The sequence below is a fragment of the Thermomicrobium sp. CFH 73360 genome (assembly GCF_023806465.1).
Lineage (GTDB): Bacteria > Chloroflexota > Chloroflexia > Thermomicrobiales > Thermomicrobiaceae > Thermomicrobium.
Genome location: NZ_JAMSLS010000001.1, coordinates 319863 through 345365, shown reverse-complemented (window position 1 = coordinate 345365; position 25503 = coordinate 319863). Strand labels below are relative to the sequence as shown.

Below are 25503 nucleotides of genomic sequence, written 5' to 3'. Positions count from 1 at the left end.
TCATCGGCCCCCAAGTGAACGGACAATCGGGAGTACTGCGACAACAACCAGCAGCAGCACAGCGACGCCTGCGGTCCGGCGATCGCCCTGCCGGACCGTGCTGACAATAATGGTGAGGAGCCCGGCTACTGGCCCGAACGCGACGATGAGGAGTGCTAAGCTCTCAAACGCGGCAGGATCCATGTGGATGAGAGCTCTAGGGAGATCGGCGAGAGGGACTGTTTCGGTCGCGAGTGTCCTATCATCAACAAGATCGAGAACTGTCCCGATACTGAGGAGGAGCAGGGCGAGAGCAAGCCAAAACCGATACAGCCGTGCGAGCAGCTGCGAGAGGCGGCTGAGGGTCCGCGTGTCGCCGGCCGTCAAATTCCTTGCAGAGGAGTTCCCTCGGGTTTGTTGCACCGTTGCAGCCAATCGTCTCAAGTGTTTACAGTTCCACACACCGGCCCGAGGCTGGGCCAGTGTCAGCGATCGTAGCACAACACAAGCTGAGAGACTCTTCCCTGCGCTGCCCGAATGATGCCGTACGGTCAGTGTACACCTCGCTTTATCCGCCCACGAGGCCTGCCAACCCGAGGAGCAAAATGACAAGGACAATCGAGGCGATCACGACGAATACGAAGTTTCGTTCAAGTAGGAAAAGGATGACGGTCAGTGTAACTCGAGCGGTGGGAGTCAGGATAAGAACGAGGAGGCCGAGTCGCATAATGTCCTCTGGCTTGCCGGTGAGGATTCCCTGCACGAGCTGCGAGGGGCTCGTGGCTAATGAACCGGCGCGCAGCGTGAGGAGTTCGTGGAGTGACTGCGGTTCCCCAGGCTGCGGACCGCGGAGAAAGAAGAGGAGGAGGCCAACCGCCCCAATAGCGGCGGCCAGTAACACGCCGAATCGGAGAACCTGGCTGATTAAGAGGTTGAGCTGCTCTTGCGCTGCAGTTCCCTGAAGAGCGGTATCGGAAGACATTTTCGTTCCATGCTCGTCCATCTCACCACACTCCCAGTCCCCGAAGCAGCATCTGGAGCGCGATTACCAGAATGATCGGGATGAACAGTTGCCGCACACGCCGATTGGAAAGCCGGAGCAAAAGCTGTGCACCCACGAGCGATCCGGCCAACACACCCAGCATCACCGGTGTTGCAATGACCGGAACAACGTCGCCGCGCCAGAAGTAAATACCGGCGCTCGCCGCGGCAGTGACGCCAATCATGAAGTTGCTGGTTCCGGTCGAGACTTTCATCGGCATCCGCATGCCCCAGTCCATCGCCAGTACCTTGAGCGCTCCCGCGCCGAGCCCAAGCAGTGCGGAAGCGAGCCCAGCGACGAACATCATGGCAAATCCGACCGGTACGCGCGTGACCTCGTACGCCACGACGCGTCCGAGTACGCGATCGGGATACGCCCCGCCAAGCTGCAGATGCCGTGCCAACCAGTCTGGACGCACCCCACTCGGCACTTCTTCGCCTAACCGCCGCGCCATCGGTCCGAGCGATAAGAGCAAAAAGGCGGAGAACAAGAAGTAGAGTGTCCGGCTCGACAAGAACGGGACGAGCAGTGCTCCGAGCACGGCACCCGTGCTGGTTGCGAGCTCAAGGAAGATGCCGGCACGGACATTGGTGAGATGGTCCCGCACGTAGGCAGCGGCTGCACCGCTCGAGGTGGCGATAATCGAGACGATACTTGCTCCGACAGCCAGGTGAATGTCCAGTCGGAAGATCAAGGTGAGGACTGGTACAACGAGGATCCCTCCGCCGAGACCAATCAATGATCCCAGCAATCCAGCGAGGAAGGAGACGACAAAGAGGAACACAACAAAGAGTTCGATGCCAACCATGCTCTCTCCCGCACAGTACGGACTGCGACACCAGATGGGGGCGTCGCGGCAGGGGGAGAGCGCTCGCCGCAACTGAACACAGCACGGTCCTCAGTCCAAGCCGATGGCCATGGCTGGATAGTACGGGTTCGCTCCGCCATGGAGCACTCCCTCGCGGTCGCGGAGAATGCCGACGGGACTTGCGAAGGGCGAGTCTGCAAAGTCCTCCCGGACGACCTGGAGCTCGTGCCCGCGCTTGCGGAGTTGGGCGACCACGCTGGGATCGAGCCGAGCGCTCACTGCGGTCGGCTGGACGCTACAGTCAATCCGGGGTGCTGTGATGGCTGCCTGGATTCCGAGACCATGGTCAATGACGTTGCTCACAATCTGCGCGATCGCATTGATGATCCGTCGTCCGCCCATGGCGCCGAGAACCAAGAAGAGCTCCTTCTCGGCAAAGACAAGTGTTGGTGTCATGTTCGAGAGCGGTCGTTTACCGGGCTCGATCGAATTGGCATGCCCGGGCTCCGGGTCGAACCAGAACATGCCATTGTTCATGAGAATGCCGGTATCTGGTGCGACGACGCGTGAGCCCCAGGCAGAGAGGAGCGTCTGGGTCAGCGAAACCGCATTCCCCCAGTGGTCAACGACACAGATATGGGTTGTCGCGCCACTGCCATAGTTCGGCAGCGAGCGCGCGAAGACTCGCTCCACGCCAAGCCGTTCCGGTATGCCTGGGGTAATCACCGGACGGGCTCGCTCACCAATTTCCGTAGCATGTTCCTGTGCATACGCAGGGTCAGTTAGTGCCTCGACTGGTACGGGAACGAAGGCTGGATCAGCAAGGTACGTGAACCGGTCGACAAAGGCCTGGCGGAACGCCTCAATCAGAACGTGGAGCGTCCGTTCATTGTTCTGCCCCCACGAAGCAAGATCGAAGCAGGCCATGAGATTGAGCGATTCGAGCAATGTCGGCCCGCCACTCGGGGCAGGAGCGGTCGCAATGTGTAAGCCACGATACGTCCCCCACAACGGCGGTCCGATGCGAACGGTGTACGCTTCGAAGTCCTGTTCGCTGAGAATAGCACCGAGACTCCTGAGCCCCTCGACAAGCGTCTTGCCGAGTTCACCTCGGTAGAAAGCGTCTGGCCCTCCCCTGGCGATGGCTTCGAGTGACCGAGCGAGGTCCGGTTGACGCAGAATGGTTGGCTGCAAGTCGGTGAATACCGGGAGGGGTAGTCCCTCGCGGGTGAAGATCGCGCGGGTGGAGGGATAACGAGCGAGCAACGCAGCATCTTGGGCGATCTCAAGGCTTGTGTGCCAGCTCACAGGGAAGCCCTCACGAGCAAGGCGGATGGCTGGCTGGAGGAGTTCGGCAAGTGGTCGCGTTCCGTACCGTTGGGCCGCTGTAGCAAGCCCAGCGACCGTCCCTGGGACAGCAATTGCAAGTGGCCCATGAACATTTGCGTTGTCCTTGACCGCTCGCCAGCCGAAGCGGGTCGCACTCTGGCCGGGGAGGAGCTCGTAGAGGTCAGGCCGGGCAGCGAGTGGTGCGCACATCCCAAAGTCGATCGCCACCGTCTCATTGCGCTCAGCAAGAAAGACAAGCATGAGTCCTCCGCCGCCGATCCCGCTCATGAAAGGTTCGACCACGCCAACGGCGAACGCAGTGGCAACGGCGGCGTCAACTGCATTTCCGCCATCTTCAAGAACGGCAACACCGACCTCTGCAGCGAGTTCATGTTTCGCGGCCACCATACCATTTCTTCCGAGTGCCTCGGCGCGGTCGATCACCCACTCGCTGCGGCTCATGGTTCCCTCCTTGCCCTCTATCCCTTAGGCCCGCACCAGCCTACTCCCAGTCGAGGAGAGGAGCAAGGCAAGAGGTCGACGAGGAGCAGGGCGCAACGCAGTGCTTGCAAAGCGTATGACCTGGCGTCACGCAGGGCATGCCGTGCAACCGCTGACAAACATGGGCTGGCGGCACCCATGCCAGTGGGTGGTTCGCCTCTTGGCGGGCGGCGTGCATCCAGCATGGGAGGTTAAGCCTCGTCGCTCCAAGACTGCGCCTTCCGATCTCGATTCCACGTGCCGAGTAGCACCGCAAGGTGTGATGCACAAGCAAGAGGTCCACGGTGAGTATCGCGGTGCGTTCAAGGGTGGGCCGGAGAAGAATAGGGAGCCTGCCAGTCAACAGAGCTCTTCTTATGCTACTGGTTCGGGATGAGCACTTTCCTTGACATCGGCGTGAGTTGTCGAGTACGCTGCCTACGAGCAGAACATTTGTGCGCCGGGAGGCCAGAGTGCAGCGCGACGGAGAGCAGCGACCAGCGGTCATACAACCTCCGCTGTTCGAGTTCGGACGCGATGGCAAGCTGCGCGGCAGCGTCGGGCTCTTGCCGGTCCTCACGCCCGAGTCCTCGCTCGATGTCGCACGCTTCTGGTTCCGGCGATATCTCGAACAGTCGGGCCATCCGCCGAATACCGTCAAATCGTATAGTTACGATCTCTCGGTCTTCGAGTCGGTCGTTGGCCCAAAACCAATCAACCAGATTGATGAGCGTGATATCGCGACCTTCTTGAACGAGAGTCGAGGGCGCTCAACTCGGAAGCGCCGCCTCACCACGCTCTCTAGCTTCTTCAGGTTTCTCATCATCCGGGCGAAGGTGTTGGAGCACGACCCAACAGCAGTCTTTTATTCCGACCGAATCCCGCTCAAGACGCCGCAGCCGCTCTTTCCCGAGGAGCAAGCGCGCCTGCTGGCTGCGGCAGCCGCAGAGAATCCGCGAACGCACCTGGCCATCTGGCTCATGCTGCGTCTGGGCCTTTCTCGCCATGAGGTGTTGGCACTGCGCGCTTCCCATATCGACTGGAGTGACCCGGATCGCCCGATCGTCTACATCTTTGCTGAAGGACAGAAGCGTCGTCTGCGCGAGCGCAAGTTGGCCGGAAGCCGCGAGCTGACAGACATCTACCAGACACTGGTTGCGCAGGAAGGCCAGCTGGATCGCTTAGTTCCCATCCTGCCACAGTCTTTGAACAAGATGGTGGAGCGGGTTGCCGCTGCGGCAGGGATTGCCAAGCCCGTCACGCCGCAAACGTTGCGGCATACCTTTGCCGTGGAGCAAGCAAAACGGGGTGCGAGCGAGGACGAACTCCTCGAACTGCTTGGTCTCGCTGATGATGCGCGGAACCGTCTCAGTGTGCGCCGCTATCTCCGACTCGCCGCGCCACCGCTCGACCCGTTAACGCATGCGCAGCCCTGACGCGCTTGTTAGAGCCGCTCACGCAGCGGGAGCGAAGCCAGGACGTCATCGAGCACCAGGGGAAGGGGTTGGCTACTGTCGACGACGAGGTGCTGGAGGCCGGGCAGAGACTCCATCTTCTCGCCGAATCGTGCTCGCTGCTCCACATAGATGGTCCACGTCGCTTCGCTCACCTGCCCGGGTTCCTGCGGGCGATAACGCAACCGCCGTTCCACGATATCGGCTGGGCAACGACATTCGACGAGGATGGCGGTCGCCGCGTAGCGCCCAGCGAGTGCGGCTGCTGCTTTGCGCCACTCTGGGTCAAGAAAGGTTGCATCGAGGATGACAGACCTGCCGCTGCTCAGAATGCGCTCAGCTCGCGCCAGCAGGGTCTCATAGGTGGCGTGGGTAAGGTCCGGACCGTAGATCTCAGCTCCGTAGGGAAGTTCTTGGCGCCGCTCGAGCGCGACACCAGCAAGTTCCTTTCGGACAACGTCAGAGGAGTAGACTGGCAACCCGAGGCAACGGCCGAGCCGGCGAGCGAGGACGCTCTTGCCGGTTCCGGAGAGACCACCGATGAGAAGAAGCAGCGGTTCACTCGGTTCGACCAGGTACGAGGTCGCAAGATCAATATAGCGTTCAGCCTGAATGCGAACAGCGGTATACTCATCGCTCTCTGGCGCGAGCTCGTCAAGGCGAAAACAGTTGACCTTGGCCCGCACGTGTGCACGGTAGACACTGTAGAAGTGTATAAGCAGCGGGAGTTCTGGGTCGTCGAGTGCGTCACTCGCGCGGAGCACAAACCACTGTGCGAGATCGCTGCGTCCGTGGTGATCGAAGTCCATGCTCAGGAAGGCGAGATCAACCGCGACATCACCGCAGCGGAGCCGGGGATTGAACTCGATGCAGTCGACGATCTGAAAGCGCGGCGGCGCCTCTGATTCGACGAAGATGTGCGCGAGGTGCAGATCGCCGTGGCCTTCGACAATCTGTCCTTCGGCAAGACGGCGCTGAAAGAGCTCCAGCCGCTCGCGCAGGAAACGCTCACTCGCCACGCCAATCCAGTGGTGCTGCAACGGCGCAAGCACGATGCCAATGTAGGGCTGGGTCTGTTCCAGATTCTCACGGATGTTAAACCAGACTGCCTCCGGAGTGCCCCACTGATCGATCTCGGGCCCGCGCGCTGCATCGCGGTAAAACGCAGCCAGACGGTTGGCAAGCGCCGCGACGAGCTCGGTCGAGACGGCATCGCGTTGGAGCCGCCGCAAAAGTGTCTGATCAAAATCCAGCCGGCGCATCTTGACCGCGTATTCGACAACTTCCCCCTCCCCTTCGAACTGTAAGTGGTTCCCGATTCGAACGATCGGGACGACGTCCAAATAGACGCCTTCAGTGAGTCGCTGATTCAGCAGGACTTCCTGTTCGCAGAAGAAACGACGTTGCTCGAGCGTGGTGAAGTCGAGGAAACCAAAGTTCACCGGTTTCTTGACTTTGTATGCGTAGTTGCCGGCGAGAAACACCAAAGAAATGTGCGTTTCCTCAATGTCGATTTGATCGACAGGAAAAGGATAGGCCTCGGGCCGACTCAGCTCGCTGAGCAGCCAGGACTGGTGTGCTCTTCGTTCGTCGTCTTGTACCATCATCCGGCTCCCCCGCTGCCGCCAACGCTAGCGCATCAGCGACATCACGGCAAGTCATCGCCGTATGGCGTCATTGGGGGAAGAATCTCCCCGGGGAGCAGAGCGACAAAGACGGCCGAGTGGGTTGGCGGTCTTGCGTGACTCCGTCGGGCTCGGCCGGCACGCCCGCATCACTACTTGAGCGGACACCAGAGGGGGAAAGTTACCGTTCTGGTGAGCGCTCAACAACTTTATGCCTGCCGGGAGGATGGATGAGGCGGATCCGAAGAGGTTTGCACCCCTTGTGCTGGCGGTTCCTTGTAGCCCGTGGAGTCCCGCCCTATACTTCTCGGGGATTGTCTCACCCGGCGCCAACGGTGGGCGGTGTGATGAAGAACGGATCGCGATCACCCGTGTAATTGCCGAATAGGCCGAAATGTCACAAATCGAGTGGTCGAGAGTGAGAGGATTGTCAGTGGGACCAACCGTCGTCTCAACTATGCCGCTTGATGACATTCGCGATGAGGTCCGACGGATTCTCGAAGCTGCCGAGGCGCGTGGCATCACACTTCGGGTGCTTGGTGGTGTAGCAGTGTTTCTCCATTCACCGAGCGCAGCGCATCGCCAACTGCAACGGATCTACCGTGATGCGGATCTGGTTGGCCTCTCCTCCCAAAAGCGTGGTATTGAGACGCTCTTTGCGGAGCTGGGGTATCAAGCGGACCGTGAGTTCAACACGCTGCATGGTCACCAGCGGCTGTTCTTCTGGGATCCACACCATGAGCGGCAAATCGATGTCTTTCTCGATCAGCTGCGCATGTGTCATGCCCTCGATCTACGGCAGCGTCTGACCCTCGATCGCCGGACCGTGCCGCTCGCTGACCTGCTGCTCACCAAGTTGCAGATCTGGGAGGCAAACGAAAAGGATCTCGTAGACATCGTTGTGTTGCTGCACGATCATCCGCTCGGCTATGGGGACGAGGAGACAATCAATATTCAGCGGATTATCGAGGTGCTGGCGAATGACTGGGGCTGGTACCGGACAGCGAAGGAGAACGTCGAGCGTGTTCGTGCGCTGATCCTCGAGCGTGACCTGAGCGAGGAGTTCCTGTCGTTGCGTCGTCTGGAAGAACTCTGGCGAGCCGTCGAGGAGGCGCCGAAGAGTCGGAGCTGGAAGCTCAGGGCGGTGGTGGGGGAGCGCAAGCGCTGGTACGAGCTCCCGGAAGAGGTCAGACGCGACTGAGCATCGCGGAAACGTTGAGGGTGTGGAACGATGGTCTGGTTCCGCAAGGGGAAAGCGCGTGCGTCGCAACGGCTGGCGCTGTATTACACGAGCGATGTGCACGGCTCAGAGCGTTGCTTTCTCAAGTTCCTGAATGCTGCCAAGTTCTACGGTGTCGATACATTGATTCTTGGGGGTGATCTCACCGGAAAGGTTCTTGTCCCAATCGTCCAGACTGACGGCCGTTGGGAGATGACCTTCTTGGGGCGACATGAGGTGCTGAGGAGTGTGGAAGAGGTTGAAGAGGCGGAAAAGCGGATCCGGTTCAATGGCTTCTACCCCTACCGCTGCGCTCCAGATGAACTGGCACGGATGGAGGCTGATCCCGCCTATGCAGACCGGATCTTCCGGCAGGTCATGCGGGAGTCAGTCGAACGCTGGGTGCGTCTCGCCGAAGAGCGCCTTCGTGGTACCGGGGTACGATGCTTCGTCATGCCGGGAAATGACGACGAGTTTGAGATCGACGAGGTCTTGAACCGGAGCGACGTCGTGATCAATCCTGACGGAGCGGTCCTTGAGATCGATGGCTACCAGCTGCTCAGTCTTGCCTGGGCCAATCCGACCCCGTGGAACAGTCCGCGCGAGCTGCCGGAGGAGGAGCTCGCAGTGCGGATTGAGCGGCTGGCCCGCGAGCTCGATCCTCACCGACCCGCCATCTTCAATCTGCACTGTCCTCCCTATGACTCCACTTTAGACAGCGCGCCGCAGCTGCGTGAGAATCTTTCGATTGTCATGGTTGGGGGGCAACCGAACCTGATCCCGGTGGGAAGCCGAGCTGTCCGCGACGCAATCGAGCGGTACCAGCCGGTGCTAAGCCTCCACGGGCACATCCACGAATCGCGAGGTGCCGTCCGAATCGGTCGGACACTCTGCATGAATCCGGGATCAGCCTATGGGGAGGGGGTGTTACACGGAGCTCTTGTCGTGCTGGAGGACGATCGCGTTGTGAGCTATCAGCTCGTCAGCGGATGAGTACCATGCGCTGCTACGACCTCTCACATCCGATCGAGAGCGCGATGCCGGTCTTTCCAGGAGATCCGGAAGTGCGGCTGGAGCCATCCAGTGCGGTCGCCCCGTGGCGGGTCACGCGTCTGATACTCGGGAGCCACTCGGGGACGCATGTCGATGCGCCGGCTCATTACTTTGGCCATGGACGATCGATTACCGATTATCCTGTCGAGCGCTTTTTCGTGTCGGCGGTTGTCATTCCGTTTCCGGAGCTCAATGAAGACGAGCCGATCCCTGCGGCACCGCTCCTCAGGGTGCAAGAGCGGCTGCGGCCGGGTCATGCCGTGCTGCTCGCCACCGGCTGGGATCGGTATTGGGGGACGGAGCGGTACTTCCGTCATCCGTTTCTTTCCGAGGAGGCAGTGGACGTTCTTGTCGCTTTGGGAGTAGGACTGGTAGGAATCGACGCATTGAACGTCGATTCGACTGTCCGCGGGACAGAGCACGCACATGCCCGCTTGCTCGGGGCGGATGTGCTGATAGTCGAGAATTTGCGTGGGCTGACCCAACTCTCACCGAGTCAGAACTACCTCCTTGTCTGCCTGCCGTTGGCCGTGCGTGGGGCTGATGGTGCACCGGTGCGTGCGGTGGCCTGCCAGTGGGACCGTGAAGCAAGTTGATTGAGCGGGACATCGGGATGATGGGAGGAGGAGCAGATGCGGGAGTCAGGGCAGGGGCGAGGGCCACACGTCTTCACGCGGGCAGCCACTGGACTCGTCCGCGAGGCGGGATTGTTCGACGCGCTGATCTACAATGTGAACTTCATCTCGATCGGCCTGATGGTCGCGTTGATGTTCCTCTACATGCCGTCGTACGGTGGAGTCAGCCTGCCGCTTTCCCTTGTGTTCTGTGCGTTGCTCGCGCTCCCGACGGCGGCCACCTATGGAATGCTTGCTGCCATCATGCCACGGAGCGGTGGGGACTATGTCTATGTGAGCCGTGTCCTGGGGCCAGCCTGGGGCATGATGTCCAACTGGAATACGACCGTCTGGTGGATTCTCTATGGTGGTGTACCCTCGGCATTTCTTGCGAGTTTCGGTATTGCCCCGTTCATGCGTATTCTCGCTGCCTTGACTGGAAATGAGAGTCTCCTGCGCTTTGCTGACTGGGCAGCCTCAGCTACCGGTATGTTTGTGATCGGTGCGCTCCTCATTGTCGTGCTGGTTGGACTCTTCATCCTTGGGCTGGGTGTCTATTTCCGCGTGCAGAATGTGCTCTTTGCCTTTGCCATGCTCGCGACGGTCCTGGTCATCGTGGTGGCTCTGTTCCGCTCGCCAGCGGTTCTCCAGTCGAGTGTGGCGCAGCAGCTGGCAGTACTGACCGGGCGGAGCGACATTCTCGAGGCGCTGATCCGCGAGAGTGGCTATCAGCCGCAGCCGTTCAACTTGCGGAACACCCTCATCACCATGACCTGGATTTATCTGACGATGGGATTCAGTTTCTCCAGTGCGTACATCGGCGGTGAGGTGAAGCAAGCGAGCAAGATCCAGATCTGGGTGATTCCGGGAACGGTCATGTACGCGCTCGTGTGGGGGTTGCTCCTCGTCTGGAGCGTCTCCCGGGCGTTTGGTGAGGATCTCATCGGCGCCATCAGCACCCTCGGAGATGGTGGAGCCAGTGCGGTCGGATTGGCGGCTGCCCCGCGCTTTCACGAGCTCGTTGCCCTCGGGAGCGACAATCTCCTGCTTGCATTCCTGATCGGGTTCGGCTTCATCTTCTGGAGCTATGCCTGGCTACCTGGACAGATCTTGAATGCGTCACGAAACCTGGTCGCTTACGCGATTGATGGCTTGATGCCCTCAGCGCTTGCAGCGGTCAGTCCGCGGTTCCATACACCGATCGTCAGCTTGGTGGTTATGGGGGCGCTTTCCATCGTCTCTCTCGCGATCTATGTCTTTACGCCGTACTTTGCGACGCTTGTCGGGATTTTCGGTTTCTTACTGACCTTCATTATGGTGTCGCTCAGCGCGGTGCTGCTTCCGTATCGGCGGCCGGAGCTGTTTGCGAGTTCGCCGGTTGCCTGGCGGTTGGGTCGGCTGCCGGTAGTGAGTGTGGTGGGTGCTCTTTCGATTGTGGCCTGTGTGATCATGCAGTGGGCGTACTTGAACGACCCATATTCGGGGATCAGTCTGGATCCAAGCACGCTTCGTGAGGGCATTCTTGGGTTTGGGATGTTCCTGTTGAATGTGGGGATTTTCCTGTCTGGGCTCGTGATCTATGGGATTGCACGGTGGTGGCGAGGCCGACAAGGGATTGATCTCTCGCTGGCCTACCGGGAGATCCCTGTGGAGTGAGATTGTGGTAGAGGAGCGGGATGAATGAGTGAGCAGGAAGTGGGGAGTCGTTTGCCGGGTCGACCGCGCGTGTTTGTGCGTGAGGCGACGGGCTTGACGAAGGAACTCTCCCTGATCGACATCTTTATTTACAACACGAACAACCAGAATATTGGGATCGGAGTATTGTTCATTCTGCTCTTTGTACCGGCCTTTTATCCTGGTGCGAGTATGCTTGGCGGTGCACTTATTGCTGGGATTCTTGCGCTTGCACACGCAACGACGTATGCGCTGTTTGCGGCGGCGATGCCGCGCAGTGGTGGTGACTACGTGTACATTAGCCGGACGCTCTCCCCGGTGCTGGGATTTGTCAGTAGTTTCAACTGGCTGGTCTGGCTCAGCGTTTACATCGGGATTCCCGCGGCCTATTTCGGACAGTACGGGCTGTCCTCACTGTTCCGAATGCTCGCTGCAAATGCCGGAGAACCTGATCTCATGCGTTTTGCAGACTTCTGGCAGACGCCACTCGGTATCTTTGTAGCAGGGACAGTGTTGATTGTCGGGTTCGGTGCAGTCTTCGCCCTCGGCACCAAACTGTACTTCCGCATTCAGAACGTCACCTTTCTGATCGCGACGATCGCCGTGGCGATCCTTGGGCTGATCGCGCTTGTGACCCCGCGCGAAACATTCGTCGCCCGGTTCGATGAGTACGTACAGGCTGTCGGTGGGGTGGCGAATGCCTTTCGGGTGGCCCAAGAAGCTTCGGGCTCTCAGCAACCCCAACCGTTCGATGCATATCAGACATTCCTCTCACTGAGCCTGCCACTCTACATTGTCCTCTACTCGATTACGTCGAGCATCATCGGTGGCGAAGTAAAGAATGCGCGGCGCGCGCAGCTCTTCGGGATGCCCGGCTCGGTCATGTACTGTACGTTGTGGATCCTTGTGCTTGTGGCGGCGTTCCAGAAGATGGTTGGCTATGAGGGACTGGCTGCAATTGGGGCAGCCGACCCGGCTGCGCTCGGGCTTGCCTTCACTCCGACGTTCGTGGAGCTTGCCGGGTCGGTGGTGTACCGGAGCTTGCCCCTCGTTGTCTTTTTGGGAATCGGCTTCCTCCTCTGGACCTACGTGTGGTTGCCGATCAACTACTTGGCTTCAACCCGCATACTGCTGGCTTGGTCGTTCGACCGGTTAATGCCGGAACGGCTGGCGTATGTGAGTCCGCGTACTCACACGCCGCTCATAGCAATTCTCGTCGTCGGGATCCTCGGCGAAATCTGCCTTGCGCTCTATGCGTGGAAGATTGTGCTCGCAAGTATCGTGGGGATCTTCGGATGGATTATTTCTTTCCTCCTCACCGCTGTCGCAGCGATCGTCTTTCCGTACCGGCGACGAGCCGATTTTGAGGCGTCCCCTGTGCGCTGGCGGTTGGCTGGGATTCCCTTGATGTCGATTGTCGGAGTAGTGGCCGTGTTGAGCCTGCTCATCTGTGAAGTGGTATTCTGGCTCGATCCGTTTGTGGGGCTTGCGTACTTCCCGAATGTGCAGGCACTGACGGTTGGCGTCTTTGTGGTGGGAGCATTGCTGTACTGGGGTACCCGCATGATTCAGGCACGGCGGGGCATTCGCATCGAGTATGCCTTCCGAGAGATACCTCCGGAGTGAGGTCGAGTGATGACCTCGTCTGGGGGAGGAGGGACCTCCCTGCCAGGGCGTGAGCATGTAGTCTGCTGCGAGAGCTGAGGCCGGGGCGGTTGCGCGAGTGTGTTCCGTGTGCTTCCCCCACCTCCTCGGGGCGCATGAACCTTTGCAGCGGGCCTCTGAAGCGGTTGGCGACCTAGACCGTTCGGCACGTACTGACACCGTCACTGCCCCTGCGTCCCACCAGGAGCAGCGGTTGGGACGGTAACCACCTTGTCTCGGCGAACGCGGAGTTCGCTTGTACCGAGCCGAAGGGTCACTCGTTCACCACGGTCAAGCTGAATCTCGTAGCGAGCGGAGTTGACAAGTTCTTGGGCGCGGCGTGGTCGTGGCCGAATCAGGAGTGATGCATCGACCGATGATGCTTGTCGCAGGGATACCACGGCTGCGGATTGGCCACAGTTGGCAGGGAGTTGTGCACTTACACGTTGATCACGCACTTCAACCACGAGCGAGCCTGACCGCAGGCAGGTCACCAACCCAGCCTCGCTGGGTAAGAGCTCAAGGGTCGTGTTCTGGTCAAACAGGAGACGTGAGGGCGCCGTGATGAAACGCACGGTAGCGTGATGGAGCTCGGCCTGGCGCTCAAGGATAGTCCAGACTGGATCGCTTTTCACTGGTCCGACAATCGCAACTGACCGAAGAGTACCGCGCTCGATGAGGCTCAAGGCTCCCGGTACGTGCTCGGTATCCCAACTGGGAATGATCAATAGTTCATACGGGCGCTGCCAAGGGACAGTGGAGCGATCGGCAAGTTCTACGACGTCGTTGGGGACAGTACCGCCGCCGACAATGATCTCGCTATCGCCAAGCAAGAGAACGACGCTTAAGGTCCGTCCGGTTCCCCCCACCACAATATGCCCATTTGGTTGGTAGCTGCTTGCAAAACTGCCAAAGAGGAGACCACCGATGAGGCCAATGAGTAGCCAGCCAAGGGATCGAAACCAACCCATTGGGGGTATCCCAACCATTAGGGTGGCGGTTGTTTCTGGTAGTACGCAATGTCAATCGGAGAGCCACGAGGAACCCAGCTATTCCATTGCAGCGTCGCGCTCACCACACCACCCTCGGGAAACTGTTCGCAGTCGAAGGTCGGGAACGCTCGCCGAATCTCGTCGCAGGTTTGGGGGATGACATCTCGGACGACGAGTCCGGCCTGCTGCAAGGTCACGATAGCCTGTTGATAGGGCTTGCCGTACATGTCCGGCACCCGCACGCGATCTCCGACGCTTACGTAGACGGTGACAGTTCCGCCGTTCCGAACTTGCTCTGCTGGCTCAGTACGGATCACGTAGCCTTCGGGAACGGTGCGGCTCCCTTCTTCGACCTTCTCGACAGTTACCGGGAGACTTTGGAGTTGCTGAAGCACTTCGGTGTAGGGTCGTCCCGCCAGTCCGATCAACGTGATCCACTCTGGTCCTTTGCTCACCCAAATTCGGATCGTGCTTCCCTTCTCAAGGAGTTGACCAGCCAGAGGATCCTGGCGTACGATGACCCCAGCAGGGATGACGTTGTCAAAGACTTCCTCGATGCTGAGCTGGAAGTCGCCAGCTGCGGCTGCGGCTTCTGCTTGGCGGAGTGTCGAGTTCACAAGGTCGGGAACCCGCGCCATTTCCGGCGTCGGTGAGGGGCTGGGCGTTGGCTCAGCGGTTGGGGTAGGGGCAACCGTTGGTGACACTTGTGGCGTCGGCGATGGAGCGAGTGTCGGGCTTGGGACCACGGCGACAAGTGTCGGTGAGGGTTCGGGCTGGTTACTGGTACCAGTGAGGGCACGCAAGTCGACGAGCTGGAACGCGAGAACGACCAGTGCCACAATTCCGGCGAGGATCGCACTACCCACGAGCCACGTCGCGCATCCAATATCAGTGGCAGAGGTTGTGGCTCGCGGTGGACCGCCGCGGGTACGACTACGGCTCGCAGGAGGGCGATACAGTCCGCCACTCGCTCTCGGCGAGGCCTTCGGAATGCTTGGAGAATAGTGCTGCCACTGGGCTAGGGCCTGGGCAAGTGCACCAGCTGTCGGAAAGCGCTGCCGTGGGTCTTTTGCCAGTGCTCGGAGGATGATGGCCTCCACAGCCGGCGGGAGGGTGGGGTTGAACTGCCGAGGTGACGGAGGGGGTTCGTGGACATGTTTCATGGCGAGGCCGATCGGGCTGTCGGCCTCGAATGGCAGCCGACCGGTCAGCATCTCGTAGAGCACGACTCCAAGGGAGTAAATGTCACTGGCAGGGGTTGCGGGTTCGCCACGTGCCTGTTCTGGTGAGACATAATGCACTGTCCCCATGCCGAAGCCAGCCTCGGTGAGGCTCACGTCACTGAGGCCTTTGGCAATACCAAAGTCGGTCACCTTCACAAAACCACGCTCGTCCACCAGGATGTTCTGCGGCTTAATGTCCCGGTGTACCAGACCGTGCTGGTGCGCGTAGTCGAGCGCTGCCGCCACTTGCCGGAGGATGTGGATGGCTTCATCGAGCGGGAAGGGAGCTCGTTCCAGGATCAGTCGTTTGAGCGTCGTGCCAGGCACGTATTCCATGACGATGTAGCGTGTGCCATCGTCCCGGCCGACATCGTAGACGCTGACAATATTGGGATGGCTGAGTCGTGCCGCGGCCTGGGCTTCACGCTCGAACCGGCGGAGGAAGCTCGCGTCGGCAGCAAATTGCCCGCGGAGAACCTTGATCGCGACGGGGCGATCGAGTACAAGGTCGTAACCGCGGTAGACGACCGCCATACCGCCTTCGCCGATCGGTTCGTCGAGCCGGTAACGGGCATTCAGGATCCGTGTCTGCACGCGATGCTGCCTCTCCCCACAGACGAGAAAGCACTCCCCGCCAGTGGCTCGCTACCAGGGTTATCCTACTACGCCCTCTGCCTTGTTGCCTTCAAGGCAACACCATAGGACGAAGGGGTTGCCTTGGGGGCTGCGATGCTCTCCGCAGCAATCGGCCCCGGCAGGTGGCTGGAATGGCCGCTCTTGTCAGTGCCCTTCGCTGTCTCACTGGATCGCGCTTTCCAGGTGGCCAAGGAAGCTTGAGGAAAGGCATCTGGCGGTGAGCGAGTCGATGCTGTCCGATATCTCTCGAGCGGCCCTGCACCCAGAATGTCCAGAAGGCTGCCCTGTCCGCGCGATCCTGTGGCAAGATGGAGCGCTGAAACGAGGCGGAGGGTGAGTGGCCATGGGTTCCTCAATGCGATGCCGGTTGGGCGAAGCGATGACTGAGCGGATCGGGCGAACACCGCTCTTTTGTCTGCAGCGCCTGCCGGCTGCCCATGGTGTTCCCGCAGGCGTCCAGCTCCTGGTCAAGGCAGAGTGGTACAACCCTGGTGGGTCAGTCAAAGATCGTGCGGCCTGGCGCATTGTTCAAGAGGCACTCCGCTCCAAAGCGCTCGGCGCAGGGAAACGCCTGTTGGATGCCACTTCGGGAAACACCGGGATCGCTTATGCCATGCTGGGTGCAGCGTTAGGGTTTGGCGTCACTCTGGTCGTTCCGGGGAGTATTGGTGAGGAACGGCGGGCGATCCTGCAGGCCTACGGTGCGGAACTGATCTTCAGTGATCCGTATGAAGGAACCGATGGTGCGATTCGGCTTGCTCGGCAGCTGGCAGCGGAGCAGCCTAATCGATATTTCTACGCCGATCAGTACAGCAACCCAGCCAACTGGCTCGCCCATTATGAGGGTACTGGTGTCGAAATCCTCGAGCAGACCCGTGGCGAAGTGACCCACTTCGTCGCTGGACTCGGCACAACAGGGACGATGATGGGGACAGGGCGTCGGCTCAAGGAAGCGAATCCGGTAATCGTCCTCGTTGGCGTCCAACCCGATGACCCGTTTCACGGTCTGGAAGGGTTGAAGCATCTGCCGACAGCGCTCGTGCCAGCGATCTACGATCCCACCCTGGTCGATCGTATGGAATTCGTTAATACTGAAGAGGCATATCAGCTGGCGCGGGAATTGGCACGGGTCGAGGGTTTGCTGGTTGGGCCGTCGGCGGCGGCAGCAGTCGTGGCTGCTTTGCGTGTAGCGCGTGAATTGGATCACGGCGTTGTCGTGACGATCCTGCCCGATAGCGGGCTCAAATATCTGAGCACCCCACTGTGGCATCCAGAGCGCGGTGAGGAGCACACTGAAAGCCGGTGAAAGGAGCGAGGAGCGGTGACGGTAACAATTCTAATTCCGGCACCTTTGCGGCGGTTCACAGAAGATCGCGCTTCTGTGCAGGTCGAAGCGAAGACGGTTGGTGAAGCGCTGACCAAGCTCGACGAGCTCTATCCTGGTATCCGCGAGCGGATTTGCGAGCCGGATGGGCGTGTGCGACGTTTTGTCAGCATCTTCGTGAATGGGAAAGACATCCGGTCGCTCCAGGGCGTCGAAACGCCTCTCGCTGACGGTGACGAGGTCGGGATTATTCCGGCGATGGCAGGCGGGCGATGATCCGAATTCCGCGCGAACAGTATGAGGCAATCGTCGCTCATGCGCGGCAGGAGGCACCACGCGAGGCGTGTGGCCTGCTGGCCGGGCAGGGGGATCGTATTGAGCAGGTCTATCCGGTCCCCAATCGGGCTGAGCTCGCGGTGGAGTTCTTCGCTGAGCGCGGCTTAATTCCACCAGGGCGTGACTACCGACCAGATGCACCAGGCGCGATCGCGGTCGAGCGATTCTTTATGGATCCAGAGGATCAGTTCCGGGCACTCCGCGCGATTGAAGCGGCGGGACTGGAGCACCTCGGGAGTTACCATTCTCACCCAGCCACTGAGGCGTATCCCTCACGGACCGACATCGAGCTCGCAGCGTTCTGGCCAAACATGCTCTTGATGATCTGCTCGTTGGCCGACCCAGCCCGACCAGTAGTCAGGGCCTTCCGTCTGGTTGATGGCCGGGTGCAGGAGGAGGACATCGTCATCGAGGAGTAGGTGCGCAGCAACCGATGGGAAATGAAGACAGGCCGCGCTTGTCCGCGGCCTGTCCACTTCCTGGAACGCTTAGCCGGATCGTCAATCAGCGACGCTCCGTCGCACCGGCAGAATGCAGCTCTGCTGGTAGTCGATCTGGCCGATCGTCTCCACGGTAAGTGTCGAGTTCGGCCCACACGCGGCGCACTCCGGATCCCGCTCGACGTGGAGTTCGCGGAAGGTTGCCACCAGGGCGTCATAAAGGAGCACGCGGCCAACCAGCGGTTCGCCGATGCCAAGCAGGAGCTTCATTGCTTCAGTGGCCTGGAGAACGCCGATCACACCCGGCAAGACGCCCAAGACGCCCGCCTGGTCACAGCTGGGAGCAAGTTCCGGTGGCGGTGGTTCCGGGTAGAGGCAGCGGTAGCATGGCCCCTCGCCAGGCTTGTAGACAGTCACCTGGCCGTCAAAACGGAAAATGCTGCCATCGACAACCGGCTTGCCAAGGAGCACTGCTGCGTCGTTCACCAGGTATCGTGTGGGGAAGTTGTCCGCTCCATTGACGATCACGTCGTAGTCTCGAAGGACATCAAGGATCGTCTGGCTGCTCAACCAAACATCGTGCGTCACAACGTTGACGTCTGGATTGAGCGCCTGGATGGTATCACGAGCCGATTCGGTCTTCGGGCGTCCGACACGGTCGGTCGTGTGCAGGATCTGACGCTGCAAGTTGCTGAGGTCGACGACGTCTGCATCAACGATACCGATTGTGCCCACCCCAGCCGCAGCGAGATACAGCGCTGCCGGTGAGCCCAAACCTCCTGCTCCGATGATCAACACTTTGGAGTCAAGCAGCCGTGCTTGACCCTCTTCGCCGACCTCAGGGATCAGGAAGTGCCGACTGTAGCGCTGGAGTTGCTCGCGCGTCCACTGCCGCGGTGTCACAAACGGGTAACCGGCATGCTTCCAGGCGCTGAATCCGCCCGCAACCGAATACACGTTCTGGTAGCCGAGTTCCTCGAGTGTCTTGGCAGCAAAGGCCGAGCGGACGCCGCCTGCGCAATAGATGTAGATCGGTGTCGACTTCTCTGGCACCTCTTCCTCGATGCGCATCTCGAGATAGCCGCGGGGAATGAAGATGGCGCCGGGAATGTATCCCTGCTCCCACTCTTCTCGTTCGCGCACGTCAATAATCACCGGGCGCCGACCAGCGCGCAACTGCTGGTACACCTGGTGCACATCGACTTCGCGAATTGCACGCTTGATCTCCTGAAAAAGCTGTTCGTATCGTCTCGCCATTGACCGGTCCTCCGCGTTAGGCTCGTGCACTGGTAGGCAGTGCCGAGAGAGCCACCGACGCAACGATTGTACCCCATTGGGGTACTTTGAGTGCAGTCCGAAAGGAATTGTGCATGGAGGGTGAACGCGTCAATCGCGTGACCGATCACGCGTGCTTCGGGTGCGGCGAACTGAATCCGATCGGTCTTCGCCTCGCCTTCTACCGGCAGGGAGAGTCAATCGAGGCGATGTTCACGGCGCGGCCCGAACATGAGGGGTACATCGGTCTCGTGCACGGTGGTATCTTGGCGACCGTGCTTGACGAGGCGATGAGTTGGGCAGTGATTGCCACGACCAAGCGTCTGATGGTCACGGCGCGTATGGAACTTGCCTACCGGCACCCTGTGTGCGTGGGTCAGCTCCTCGTGGTCCGTGGCTGGGTTGAGGAAGACCGTGGCCGTCTGGTTCGCGCCCGGGCCGAGCTCCGAGATGCAGTGGATGGCCGGTTGCTCGTCGAAGCCCAAGGAACCTTCTTGCGTGCTCCGGCGGAGCAAGAACGTGCCTGGTGGGTGCGGTATGGTGGATCCGCTTCTGCTGCTGAGGACGAGGGTCACCGGTGAGCCCGCAACGACTGACAGCCTGTTCGTTCGACGAGGCACATCGCTTGCTTGTTGGTACCACGGGGCTCGCTGGTTTGGCTGAGGTACAACGACCTGCGGCAGTGTCGGCGCTTGATTAGTGGAGTTGTTCCACAGTTATCGCCGTTCTCACTTGTTCCCAGCTTGGCTTCAGGGGTGCTGTGAGGATGGGTCGAAGACCGCTGGTTTCCAGCGCCAAGGTGAGCTGTTCGGCAGCCTCACGCTGTGGACACCATGTGAAGACTGCGGGGCCGGATCCACTTGGCCAGGCCCAGCGAGTTCCCGCAGTTACGAAGGCATCGAGTGCTTGCCGAACCGCTTCGAAGGCGAGTAAAGGCCGCAAGAATGCATTGCGCACGAGCCGTGGGTCGAGATCCTGGCGGAGCCTCAAGCGCTCCGCTTGGCGGAGGGTAGCCAGGCCGTCGCTGTAATCGGCCGGGGTCAAGGCAGCATAGAGCTGGCGCGTCTTGTGCGCGAGTGTCAGCTCGGGCACCACGAGAACGAACCAACCGTTTGGCGGCGGGAGGGGTTCTAGGTCCGTGCCGCGACCGCGTGCGAGTGCGGTTCCCCCGTCCAGAAAGAATGGAACGTCACTCCCAAGTTGGGTGGCAATCGGAGTAGCGAGCGAACGTGGGAGTCCGGCATGCACGAATGCTCCAAGCAACGTTCCCGCATCGCTTGAGCCGCCTCCAAGGCCTGCCGCGACTGGGATGCGCTTCTCAAGGCTGAGGCGTGCCTCGATCACCACTCCCTTCGCAGCAAGTGACCGCAAGGCCCGGGCGACAAGTTCGTCGCCAATCCCGGACGGCGGTTGGTAGGTGAGGCGCGGAGCTGGCTCGAGCACAAGGCGATCGGAGAGGTCGATCGTCTGGAGAATGGTCACGAGGTCGTGGTACCCGTCGGGGCGTCTCCCAAGTACTTCGAGCCCGAGGTTCAGCTTGGCTGGAGCGAGCACGACGAGTGGTTCCCGCACAGTGACACGATACGGCATCACTCGTGCTCCTCGCGAAGTGCGTGGTAGAGGCGTAGCCACTCGTCGAGCGTCAGCGTCTCTGCTCGTCGGTCCGGAGCAATGCCGGCGCGGTGAAGGGCAGCTCGCACGTGTATCTTCGCGAGGTCCAGTCCTGCAGAGAGCGCGTTGAGCAGCTGTTTGCGGCGCTGGGCGAAGCCAGCTCGGACAATCTCGAAAAATGCCTCCCACTCACTGCGCGGCAGCGGTGTTTCTCGGCGGTCGAGCACGAGAACGGCACTCTCGACCTTCGGCGGGGGGGTGAAGGCGCCCGGTCCAACGCGAAAGGCAATGCGTGGCCGAGTGAAAAACTGGACAAGTATGGAGAGGTAACTCATCGCCGGTGGTGAAGCGACCATCCGCTCAGCAACTTCCCGCTGCACCATGACGACAAGACGTTCTGGCGGATGCTCGCTCGTCAAAAGTCGCTGCAGAATCGGCGTTGCGACATTATACGGTAAGTTGGCAACAACAAGATATGGCCGACGATTGGTCAGCATGGCGAAATCGACAGTGAGGGCGTCGCCCTGTACGATTCGCACGTTCGTTCCACGGAATCGCTCGTCAAGCCACGTCGCCAAGCGTCGATCGAGCTCGATCGCGATGACTGTTCCCGCTCGTTGGGCGAGTTCTTCGGTCAAAGTACCGAGTCCGGGCCCGATCTCGACAACAAGCGCATCCGGTGGTGGCTGGGCGACCTCGACAATGCGTCGAACGATGGAGGGATCATGCAGAAAGTGTTGTCCTAGTGCCTTCCGCGGTCGGATTCCGAGAACCTGAAGCGCTTGCCGCACGTTTGCTGGCGGCGTGGCAGCAGAAGAAGGCGCGTTAGCCTGGGAGTTCGGCGACGATCTCAACACCGGTGCCCTCGTCGTCCACGAAACCGATCCGCCACAACGGCTCGTGCGCTGCAGCGAATGCCTGTTCAAGGGCGGCGGCCCGCTCGCGCGCGATGGTGAAGAGTAGGCCACCGGACGTGACTGGATCGAACAGGAGGTCCCAGAGAACGGTCGGAATGCCACGGCCGCGCCGGACGACCGCGTCAGGTCCCTCAGCGTAATAAGAGCGGTTTCGCTGCGCGCCGCCAGGCAAGCGTCCGGCACGGGCATAGCGTTCCGCCCCCTCGATGACCGGGACACTCCGCGCTCCAATGACCAGTCGAACGCCACTCTTCAGTGCAATCTCGCTTGCGTGGCCAGCGAGGCCATAGCCCGTCACGTCAGTGCAGGCACGCACTCCGTGTGCCAGCGCGAGCTGGCTCGCCGTACGGTTGAGACGTAACATCCAGGAAATGGCCGCTTCAACATGCTCCGGCTCAGCGACACCGGCTTTCAAGGCGGTTGTAATTGCGCCAGTACCGATTGGCTTGGTGAGATACAAGAGTTCACCCGGGCGCGCGGCCGACTTGGTGAGGATACGCGTTGGGTCGACGCGCCCAGTCACCACCAGGCCGTACTTGGGCTCGTCATCGGTGACGGTGTGCCCACCAGCGATCGCGACGCCCGCCTCACGTGCCTTGTCAAGCCCCCCACGGAAAATCTCAGAGAGGAGTTCGAGTGGTTGGTCGTCGGGCCAGGCTGCAATGTTTAGCGCCAAAAAGGGTTCGCCACCCATTGCGTACACGTCACTGATCGCGTTTGCCGCAGCGATAGCTCCATAGATGTAGGGATCATCGACCACAGGTGGGAAGAAATCGACCGTTTGGACGAGCGCGACGCCCTCCTCGAGCAGGTAAACCGCCGCATCGTCGCTCGTCTGTAGACCGACGAGCAACCGCGGATCATGATGGAATTGGAGCGGGCGCAGCACCTGCGCCAGGGCCGCAGGGGCCAACTTCCCCGCTCAACCGGCGCAGCTGGCCAGCGCGGTTAGTCGCACGAGTTCGCGGCGGTCGCTCACGCTCACGCTCCGTTCCGCAACGATCCCTGCGAGGAATGGTACTGCGTCTACGCTCGCAGGGCGAGCCAATCCGTCAGGGATGGTTGGAGGTGTCTACTTTCCACAGTACTCGGCATTCCGCTTTGCCAGGTGCGAGGGATGAACTGGCACTGAGAAGGGGGTTCTGCGCATTGCGGCTTTGGCTGGACGGTACCCTGCTCGCGCTGGCTGTGTTCGAGTCTGCCCAGCGCTCACGACACGAGGTCGAAGAAGACGACGGACCGTGAGCGCTGCCAGCAGGTGGCGAGAAGGGGTAAGTGTGCGAGAATCCAGGAGAGAGGGGGAAGAGATGGTTGGGATGAGTACAGATGAGCTGGTGTCGATTGCCCTTGAGATGGCGGGCTTCCGGAAGCTTCCCCCGGACAGTGAGGTGTACGTGCCCGGCGAACAGATCCGGCGACTCCTTGTTGCCCTCGATGTTGGTGTCGCCGAACTCCTCTTGGCACGCGAGCTTGGCTGTGACGGGGTACTGGCCCATCACCCGGCGGGTGGGCGTGCAGTGTTGCGCTTCCCAGAGGTGCTGGCCCGACATGTGGAGTTCATGGTCGAGCACGGGGTTACGCCGGACGCGGCCAAGGCAGCGTTACAACCGCTGGTGAACCGTGCGGTCTTGCGGGCGCAAACCGCCAACTACGACCAAGTTCCCGCAACGGCGCGTTTGCTCCGGCTGCCGTTCCTGAACCTGCATCTCCCGTTGGACGAGATCGGGCGCCGTGCGATGGTTGAGGCGATCGAGCGATATCAGCTCGAACTCGGTCGGGACCTCACTGTTCAGGATGTCATCGAGGCGCTTCGAACGCTTCCAGAGATTGCCGAGGCGGCGACACAGATCATGGTGCCGGTCGGCACGATCGATCGTCCAGCAAAGCGTATCGCGGTCGTGCATGGGGCGGGCACGAATGGCGGTGCCTCCGTGGCGCAGGCCTATTTCGCGCACGGCGTCGACACAGTGATCTACCTGCACCTTGCACCAGAGGAGGCGGAGCGACTTCGGGCCACCGGATCCGGCACGGTCATCGTTGTCGGTCATGTTGCCGGAGACCGCGTTGGGATGGCGCCCTATCTCGCCGAGCTCGAGCGCCGTGGCCTCGAAGTCGTCCGCCTCGGAATCTAGCCGCCAAAGACCCGCGCGATGCGCTCGAGTGCGCGCTCGAGCAGATCGTCCGCTGTCGCGAAGCTCAAACGGATACAAGTCGCGCCGGACTCACCGAAAGCATCACCGGGAGTCACACCAACGTGTGCTTCCTCGATCAGCTTTTGGGCCACTTCCTGGCCAGAGTATCCGGTACCACTAACATCCGGAAAAGCGTAGAAGGCGCCTTCTGGCAACGGACAGCGGAAGCCGGGGATTGCGTTGAGTCGCTCGGTGACGAAACGACGGCGTCGGTCCCACGCAGCGACCATCTCAGTGATTACATCTTGTGGCCCCTCGAGTGCGGCAACGCCGCCCCACTGGGCGAATGAAGTTGCACAAGTCGCGGAGTGGCTGTGAACCTTCATAATCTGGCGGATGAGTGGTCCAGGACCGGCGACGTAACCGAGACGCCAGCCGGTCATCGCGTAGGCCTTGGAGAAGCCGTTCACGGTGAGCGTCCGCTCAGCCATACCCGGGAAAGCGGCGAGGCTGAAGTGCTCTCGTCCGTCATAGATGATCTTCTCGTAGATCTCGTCGGAGATGACGAGGAGATCACGTTCCTGAGCGACCGCGACGATCGCCTGCGCTTCTTCCCGGGTCAGGACGCGGCCGGTAGGGTTGTTCGGGCTGTTGACGATGAGGAGACGCGTCTGCGGCGTGAGGACTGCCTCGATTGTGTCGCGAGTAATCCGGTAATTCTCGGCAGGCTGCAGGGGAACGTGGAGACAGCGAGCGCCAGCCATGACGACCATCGGCTCGTACGAGACCCAACCCGGGTCGAACATCACCACGTCATCACCTGGGCCGACGAGGGCCAGGATGGAGACGAAGAGCGCGGCTTTGCCGCCCGGTGTGACAATGATCTCGTCGGGACTCACCTGGATCCCGTTTTCAGTCGCCAGCTTGCGCGCAATCGCGCGGCGGAGTTCTGGAATACCCGCGCTTGCCACATAGTGCGTCTCACCGCGGAACATCGCGTCAGCCGCGGCCTGGCAGATATGACGGGGAGTCGGGAAGTCGGGATCACCACCACCGAGATCGATGACATCGATACCCTGTTGGCGAAGAGCGCGCGCGCGATCACTGACGGCGAGCGTCGGCGATGGGCGGAGTTGGCGGACGCGCTCAGCGAGATGATACTGGAGCACGGTTCCTCCTCTCCAGCAGGAACGATCCGCTTTGATGGCGATTATGCCCTGTGAAGGCGTTTACCGTCCTGACATGACTCAGCGCAAAGAGTCGATACTGGACCCTTGAAAACTTGTGGCGCGCTGAGTAGGATACATGTCGGTTAGCACTCTCCACCGGTGAGTGCTAACCGACTGGCTAGGGAGATTGCTATATGAGGGAGGGACGGTCATGACGGCGACAGCGACGAAGATCCGACCGTTGGGTGACCGGGTCGTGGTGAAGCCGATCCAGCGTGAAGAGGTGACGAAGAGCGGGATCGTGCTTCCCGATACGGCCAAGGAGAAACCGCAGCGCGGCCAGGTTGTCGCGGTGGGCCCGGGCCGCATGACGGATGACGGCAAACGTCTGCCGATGGAGGTCAAGGTCGGCGACGAGGTGCTGTTCGCCAAGTATGCGGGTACGGAGCTTAAGATCGACGAAGAGGAATATCTGATCCTCAGTGAGAAGGACATTTTGGCTATTCTCACTGAATAATGCTCGATGG

Annotated in this window: 25 protein-coding genes; 13 read left to right on the top strand and 12 right to left on the bottom strand. The window is 60.6% G+C overall.

Translation table 11 applies throughout. The features are described 5' to 3' along the window. The 4 genes from NET03_RS01510 to ggt all read right to left on the bottom strand — a co-directional run bounded on the left by NET03_RS01510 (position 1) and on the right by ggt (position 3620). Positions 1-366 carry a DUF1634 domain-containing protein gene (locus NET03_RS01510; protein ID WP_252127122.1) on the bottom strand — a complete coding sequence of 122 codons (366 nt, stop codon included), beginning with the start codon at positions 364-366 and terminating at the stop codon, positions 1-3. A 181-nt stretch (positions 367-547) separates the two neighbouring features. Next, positions 548-982 (bottom strand): DUF1634 domain-containing protein, encoded by a 435-nt coding sequence (locus NET03_RS01505; RefSeq protein WP_252127121.1) that lies wholly within the window; start codon positions 980-982, stop codon positions 548-550. A 1-nt stretch (position 983) separates the two neighbouring features. Then, positions 984-1829, bottom strand: a complete 846-nt coding sequence (locus NET03_RS01500; protein WP_252127120.1) for a sulfite exporter TauE/SafE family protein — start codon at positions 1827-1829, stop codon at positions 984-986. A 90-nt stretch (positions 1830-1919) separates the two neighbouring features. Then, positions 1920-3620, bottom strand: a complete 1701-nt coding sequence (ggt, locus tag NET03_RS01495; RefSeq protein WP_252127119.1) for a gamma-glutamyltransferase — start codon at positions 3618-3620, stop codon at positions 1920-1922. Between the two features lie 491 nt (positions 3621-4111). Here ggt and NET03_RS01490 point away from each other — a divergent pair, with 491 nt between their 5' ends. Further along, positions 4112-5074: a tyrosine-type recombinase/integrase gene (locus NET03_RS01490; protein WP_252127118.1), complete on the top strand. Its 963-nt coding sequence runs from the start codon at positions 4112-4114 to the stop codon at positions 5072-5074. An 8-nt stretch (positions 5075-5082) separates the two neighbouring features. Here the strand turns inward: NET03_RS01490 and NET03_RS01485 are convergent, their stop codons facing one another. Next, on the bottom strand, positions 5083-6699 hold the full coding sequence (locus tag NET03_RS01485; protein ID WP_252127117.1) for a bifunctional aminoglycoside phosphotransferase/ATP-binding protein: 1617 nt from the start codon (positions 6697-6699) through the stop codon (positions 5083-5085). A gap of 451 nt (positions 6700-7150) precedes the next feature. On the opposite strand from NET03_RS01485, the gene NET03_RS01480 reads away from it, so the two are divergent. The 5 genes from NET03_RS01480 to NET03_RS01460 are packed head-to-tail and all read left to right on the top strand — an operon-like array spanning position 7151 to position 12903. Next, on the top strand, positions 7151-7918 hold the full coding sequence (locus tag NET03_RS01480) for a hypothetical protein (RefSeq protein WP_252127116.1): 768 nt from the start codon (positions 7151-7153) through the stop codon (positions 7916-7918). A 30-nt stretch (positions 7919-7948) separates the two neighbouring features. Beyond that, positions 7949-8929 carry a metallophosphoesterase family protein gene (locus NET03_RS01475; protein WP_252127115.1) on the top strand — a complete coding sequence of 327 codons (981 nt, stop codon included), beginning with the start codon at positions 7949-7951 and terminating at the stop codon, positions 8927-8929. Next, entirely contained in the window at positions 8926-9585 is a 660-nt protein-coding gene (locus NET03_RS01470) for a cyclase family protein (protein WP_353655744.1), read from the top strand. Before NET03_RS01475 ends, NET03_RS01470 begins: the two co-directional genes overlap by 4 nt. Positions 9586-9621: 36 nt before the next feature. Further along, positions 9622-11259, top strand: coding sequence for an APC family permease (locus tag NET03_RS01465; protein ID WP_252127113.1), 1638 nt, complete (start codon positions 9622-9624; stop codon positions 11257-11259). Between the two features lie 24 nt (positions 11260-11283). Beyond that, entirely contained in the window at positions 11284-12903 is a 1620-nt protein-coding gene (locus NET03_RS01460) for an APC family permease (RefSeq protein ID WP_252127112.1), read from the top strand. 200 nt (positions 12904-13103) lie between these two features. Here NET03_RS01460 and NET03_RS01455 read toward each other — a convergent pair whose 3' ends face one another. Together NET03_RS01455 and NET03_RS01450 are read right to left on the bottom strand one after the other, a co-directional pair. Continuing rightward, positions 13104-13892 (bottom strand): hypothetical protein, encoded by a 789-nt coding sequence (locus NET03_RS01455; protein ID WP_252127111.1) that lies wholly within the window; start codon positions 13890-13892, stop codon positions 13104-13106. Positions 13893-13909: 17 nt separating this feature from the next. Beyond that, entirely contained in the window at positions 13910-15730 is a 1821-nt protein-coding gene (locus NET03_RS01450; protein ID WP_252127110.1) for a protein kinase domain-containing protein, read from the bottom strand. Positions 15731-16151: 421 nt separating this feature from the next. Between NET03_RS01450 and NET03_RS01445 the strand changes: the two genes are divergently transcribed. The 3 genes from NET03_RS01445 to NET03_RS01435 are packed head-to-tail and all read left to right on the top strand — an operon-like array spanning position 16152 to position 17851. Further along, positions 16152-17078, top strand: a complete 927-nt coding sequence (locus tag NET03_RS01445) for a PLP-dependent cysteine synthase family protein (RefSeq protein ID WP_252127109.1) — start codon at positions 16152-16154, stop codon at positions 17076-17078. Positions 17079-17093: 15 nt separating this feature from the next. Then, positions 17094-17372 (top strand): ubiquitin-like small modifier protein 1, encoded by a 279-nt coding sequence (locus NET03_RS01440; protein WP_252127108.1) that lies wholly within the window; start codon positions 17094-17096, stop codon positions 17370-17372. Continuing rightward, complete coding sequence (locus tag NET03_RS01435; RefSeq protein WP_252127107.1) at positions 17369-17851, top strand: M67 family metallopeptidase; 483 nt, start codon at positions 17369-17371, stop codon at positions 17849-17851. Before NET03_RS01440 ends, NET03_RS01435 begins: the two co-directional genes overlap by 4 nt. Positions 17852-17932: 81 nt before the next feature. Here the strand turns inward: NET03_RS01435 and moeB are convergent, their stop codons facing one another. Beyond that, a complete protein-coding gene (gene moeB, locus NET03_RS01430) occupies positions 17933-19129 on the bottom strand; it encodes a molybdopterin-synthase adenylyltransferase MoeB (protein ID WP_252127106.1) in 1197 nt (398 codons plus the stop codon). 113 nt (positions 19130-19242) lie between these two features. Here moeB and NET03_RS01425 point away from each other — a divergent pair, with 113 nt between their 5' ends. Further along, positions 19243-19728, top strand: coding sequence for a PaaI family thioesterase (locus tag NET03_RS01425; RefSeq protein ID WP_252127105.1), 486 nt, complete (start codon positions 19243-19245; stop codon positions 19726-19728). Further along, positions 19725-19847, top strand: coding sequence for a hypothetical protein (locus tag NET03_RS13450; protein WP_286207018.1), 123 nt, complete (start codon positions 19725-19727; stop codon positions 19845-19847). Before NET03_RS01425 ends, NET03_RS13450 begins: the two co-directional genes overlap by 4 nt. On the opposite strand, the gene ispE is transcribed toward NET03_RS13450, so the two are convergent. The 3 genes from ispE to selD are packed head-to-tail and all read right to left on the bottom strand — an operon-like array spanning position 19844 to position 22654. Next, the gene (gene ispE / locus NET03_RS01420) at positions 19844-20737 is read right to left on the bottom strand and encodes a 4-(cytidine 5'-diphospho)-2-C-methyl-D-erythritol kinase (RefSeq protein ID WP_252127104.1); all 894 of its coding nucleotides are present in this window, start codon (positions 20735-20737) and stop codon (positions 19844-19846) included. The genes NET03_RS13450 and ispE overlap by 4 nt on opposite strands. Further along, a complete protein-coding gene (gene rsmA, locus NET03_RS01415; RefSeq protein ID WP_252127103.1) occupies positions 20737-21615 on the bottom strand; it encodes a 16S rRNA (adenine(1518)-N(6)/adenine(1519)-N(6))-dimethyltransferase RsmA in 879 nt (292 codons plus the stop codon). Before rsmA ends, ispE begins: the two co-directional genes overlap by 1 nt. Then, positions 21584-22654, bottom strand: a complete 1071-nt coding sequence (gene selD / locus NET03_RS01410; protein ID WP_252127102.1) for a selenide, water dikinase SelD — start codon at positions 22652-22654, stop codon at positions 21584-21586. Before selD ends, rsmA begins: the two co-directional genes overlap by 32 nt. 337 nt (positions 22655-22991) lie before the next feature. Between selD and NET03_RS01405 the strand changes: the two genes are divergently transcribed. Further along, positions 22992-23807, top strand: coding sequence for a Nif3-like dinuclear metal center hexameric protein (locus NET03_RS01405; protein ID WP_252127101.1), 816 nt, complete (start codon positions 22992-22994; stop codon positions 23805-23807). Here the strand turns inward: NET03_RS01405 and NET03_RS01400 are convergent. Beyond that, the gene (locus tag NET03_RS01400; RefSeq protein ID WP_252127100.1) at positions 23804-24976 is read right to left on the bottom strand and encodes a pyridoxal phosphate-dependent aminotransferase; all 1173 of its coding nucleotides are present in this window, start codon (positions 24974-24976) and stop codon (positions 23804-23806) included. The two genes, NET03_RS01405 and NET03_RS01400, sit on opposite strands and share 4 nt — an antisense overlap. 211 nt (positions 24977-25187) lie before the next feature. On the opposite strand from NET03_RS01400, the gene groES reads away from it, so the two are divergent. Beyond that, entirely contained in the window at positions 25188-25493 is a 306-nt protein-coding gene (gene groES / locus NET03_RS01395) for a co-chaperone GroES (protein WP_252127099.1), read from the top strand. Positions 25494-25503: the final 10 nt, after the last annotated feature.

What these genes read in the sequence shown, in the direction of transcription:
- NET03_RS01470 (WP_353655744.1), top strand. Translation starts at nt 8,926, where the DNA reads ATGAGTACCATGCGCTGCTACGACCTCTCACATCCGATCGAGAGCGCG.
- NET03_RS01425 (WP_252127105.1), top strand. Translation starts at nt 19,243, where the DNA reads ATGGAGGGTGAACGCGTCAATCGCGTGACCGATCACGCGTGCTTCGGG.
- groES (WP_252127099.1), top strand. Translation starts at nt 25,188, where the DNA reads ATGACGGCGACAGCGACGAAGATCCGACCGTTGGGTGACCGGGTCGTG.
- NET03_RS01435 (WP_252127107.1), top strand. Translation starts at nt 17,369, where the DNA reads ATGATCCGAATTCCGCGCGAACAGTATGAGGCAATCGTCGCTCATGCG.
- moeB (WP_252127106.1), bottom strand. Translation starts at nt 19,129, where the DNA reads ATGGCGAGACGATACGAACAGCTTTTTCAGGAGATCAAGCGTGCAATT.
- NET03_RS01500 (WP_252127120.1), bottom strand. Translation starts at nt 1,829, where the DNA reads ATGGTTGGCATCGAACTCTTTGTTGTGTTCCTCTTTGTCGTCTCCTTC.
- NET03_RS01485 (WP_252127117.1), bottom strand. Translation starts at nt 6,699, where the DNA reads ATGATGGTACAAGACGACGAACGAAGAGCACACCAGTCCTGGCTGCTC.
- NET03_RS01460 (WP_252127112.1), top strand. Translation starts at nt 11,284, where the DNA reads ATGAGTGAGCAGGAAGTGGGGAGTCGTTTGCCGGGTCGACCGCGCGTG.
- NET03_RS01445 (WP_252127109.1), top strand. Translation starts at nt 16,152, where the DNA reads ATGACTGAGCGGATCGGGCGAACACCGCTCTTTTGTCTGCAGCGCCTG.
- NET03_RS01475 (WP_252127115.1), top strand. Translation starts at nt 7,949, where the DNA reads ATGGTCTGGTTCCGCAAGGGGAAAGCGCGTGCGTCGCAACGGCTGGCG.
- NET03_RS01455 (WP_252127111.1), bottom strand. Translation starts at nt 13,892, where the DNA reads ATGGGTTGGTTTCGATCCCTTGGCTGGCTACTCATTGGCCTCATCGGT.
- ggt (WP_252127119.1), bottom strand. Translation starts at nt 3,620, where the DNA reads ATGAGCCGCAGCGAGTGGGTGATCGACCGCGCCGAGGCACTCGGAAGA.
- NET03_RS01505 (WP_252127121.1), bottom strand. Translation starts at nt 982, where the DNA reads ATGGACGAGCATGGAACGAAAATGTCTTCCGATACCGCTCTTCAGGGA.
- NET03_RS01465 (WP_252127113.1), top strand. Translation starts at nt 9,622, where the DNA reads ATGCGGGAGTCAGGGCAGGGGCGAGGGCCACACGTCTTCACGCGGGCA.
- NET03_RS01405 (WP_252127101.1), top strand. Translation starts at nt 22,992, where the DNA reads ATGAGTACAGATGAGCTGGTGTCGATTGCCCTTGAGATGGCGGGCTTC.
- ispE (WP_252127104.1), bottom strand. Translation starts at nt 20,737, where the DNA reads ATGCCGTATCGTGTCACTGTGCGGGAACCACTCGTCGTGCTCGCTCCA.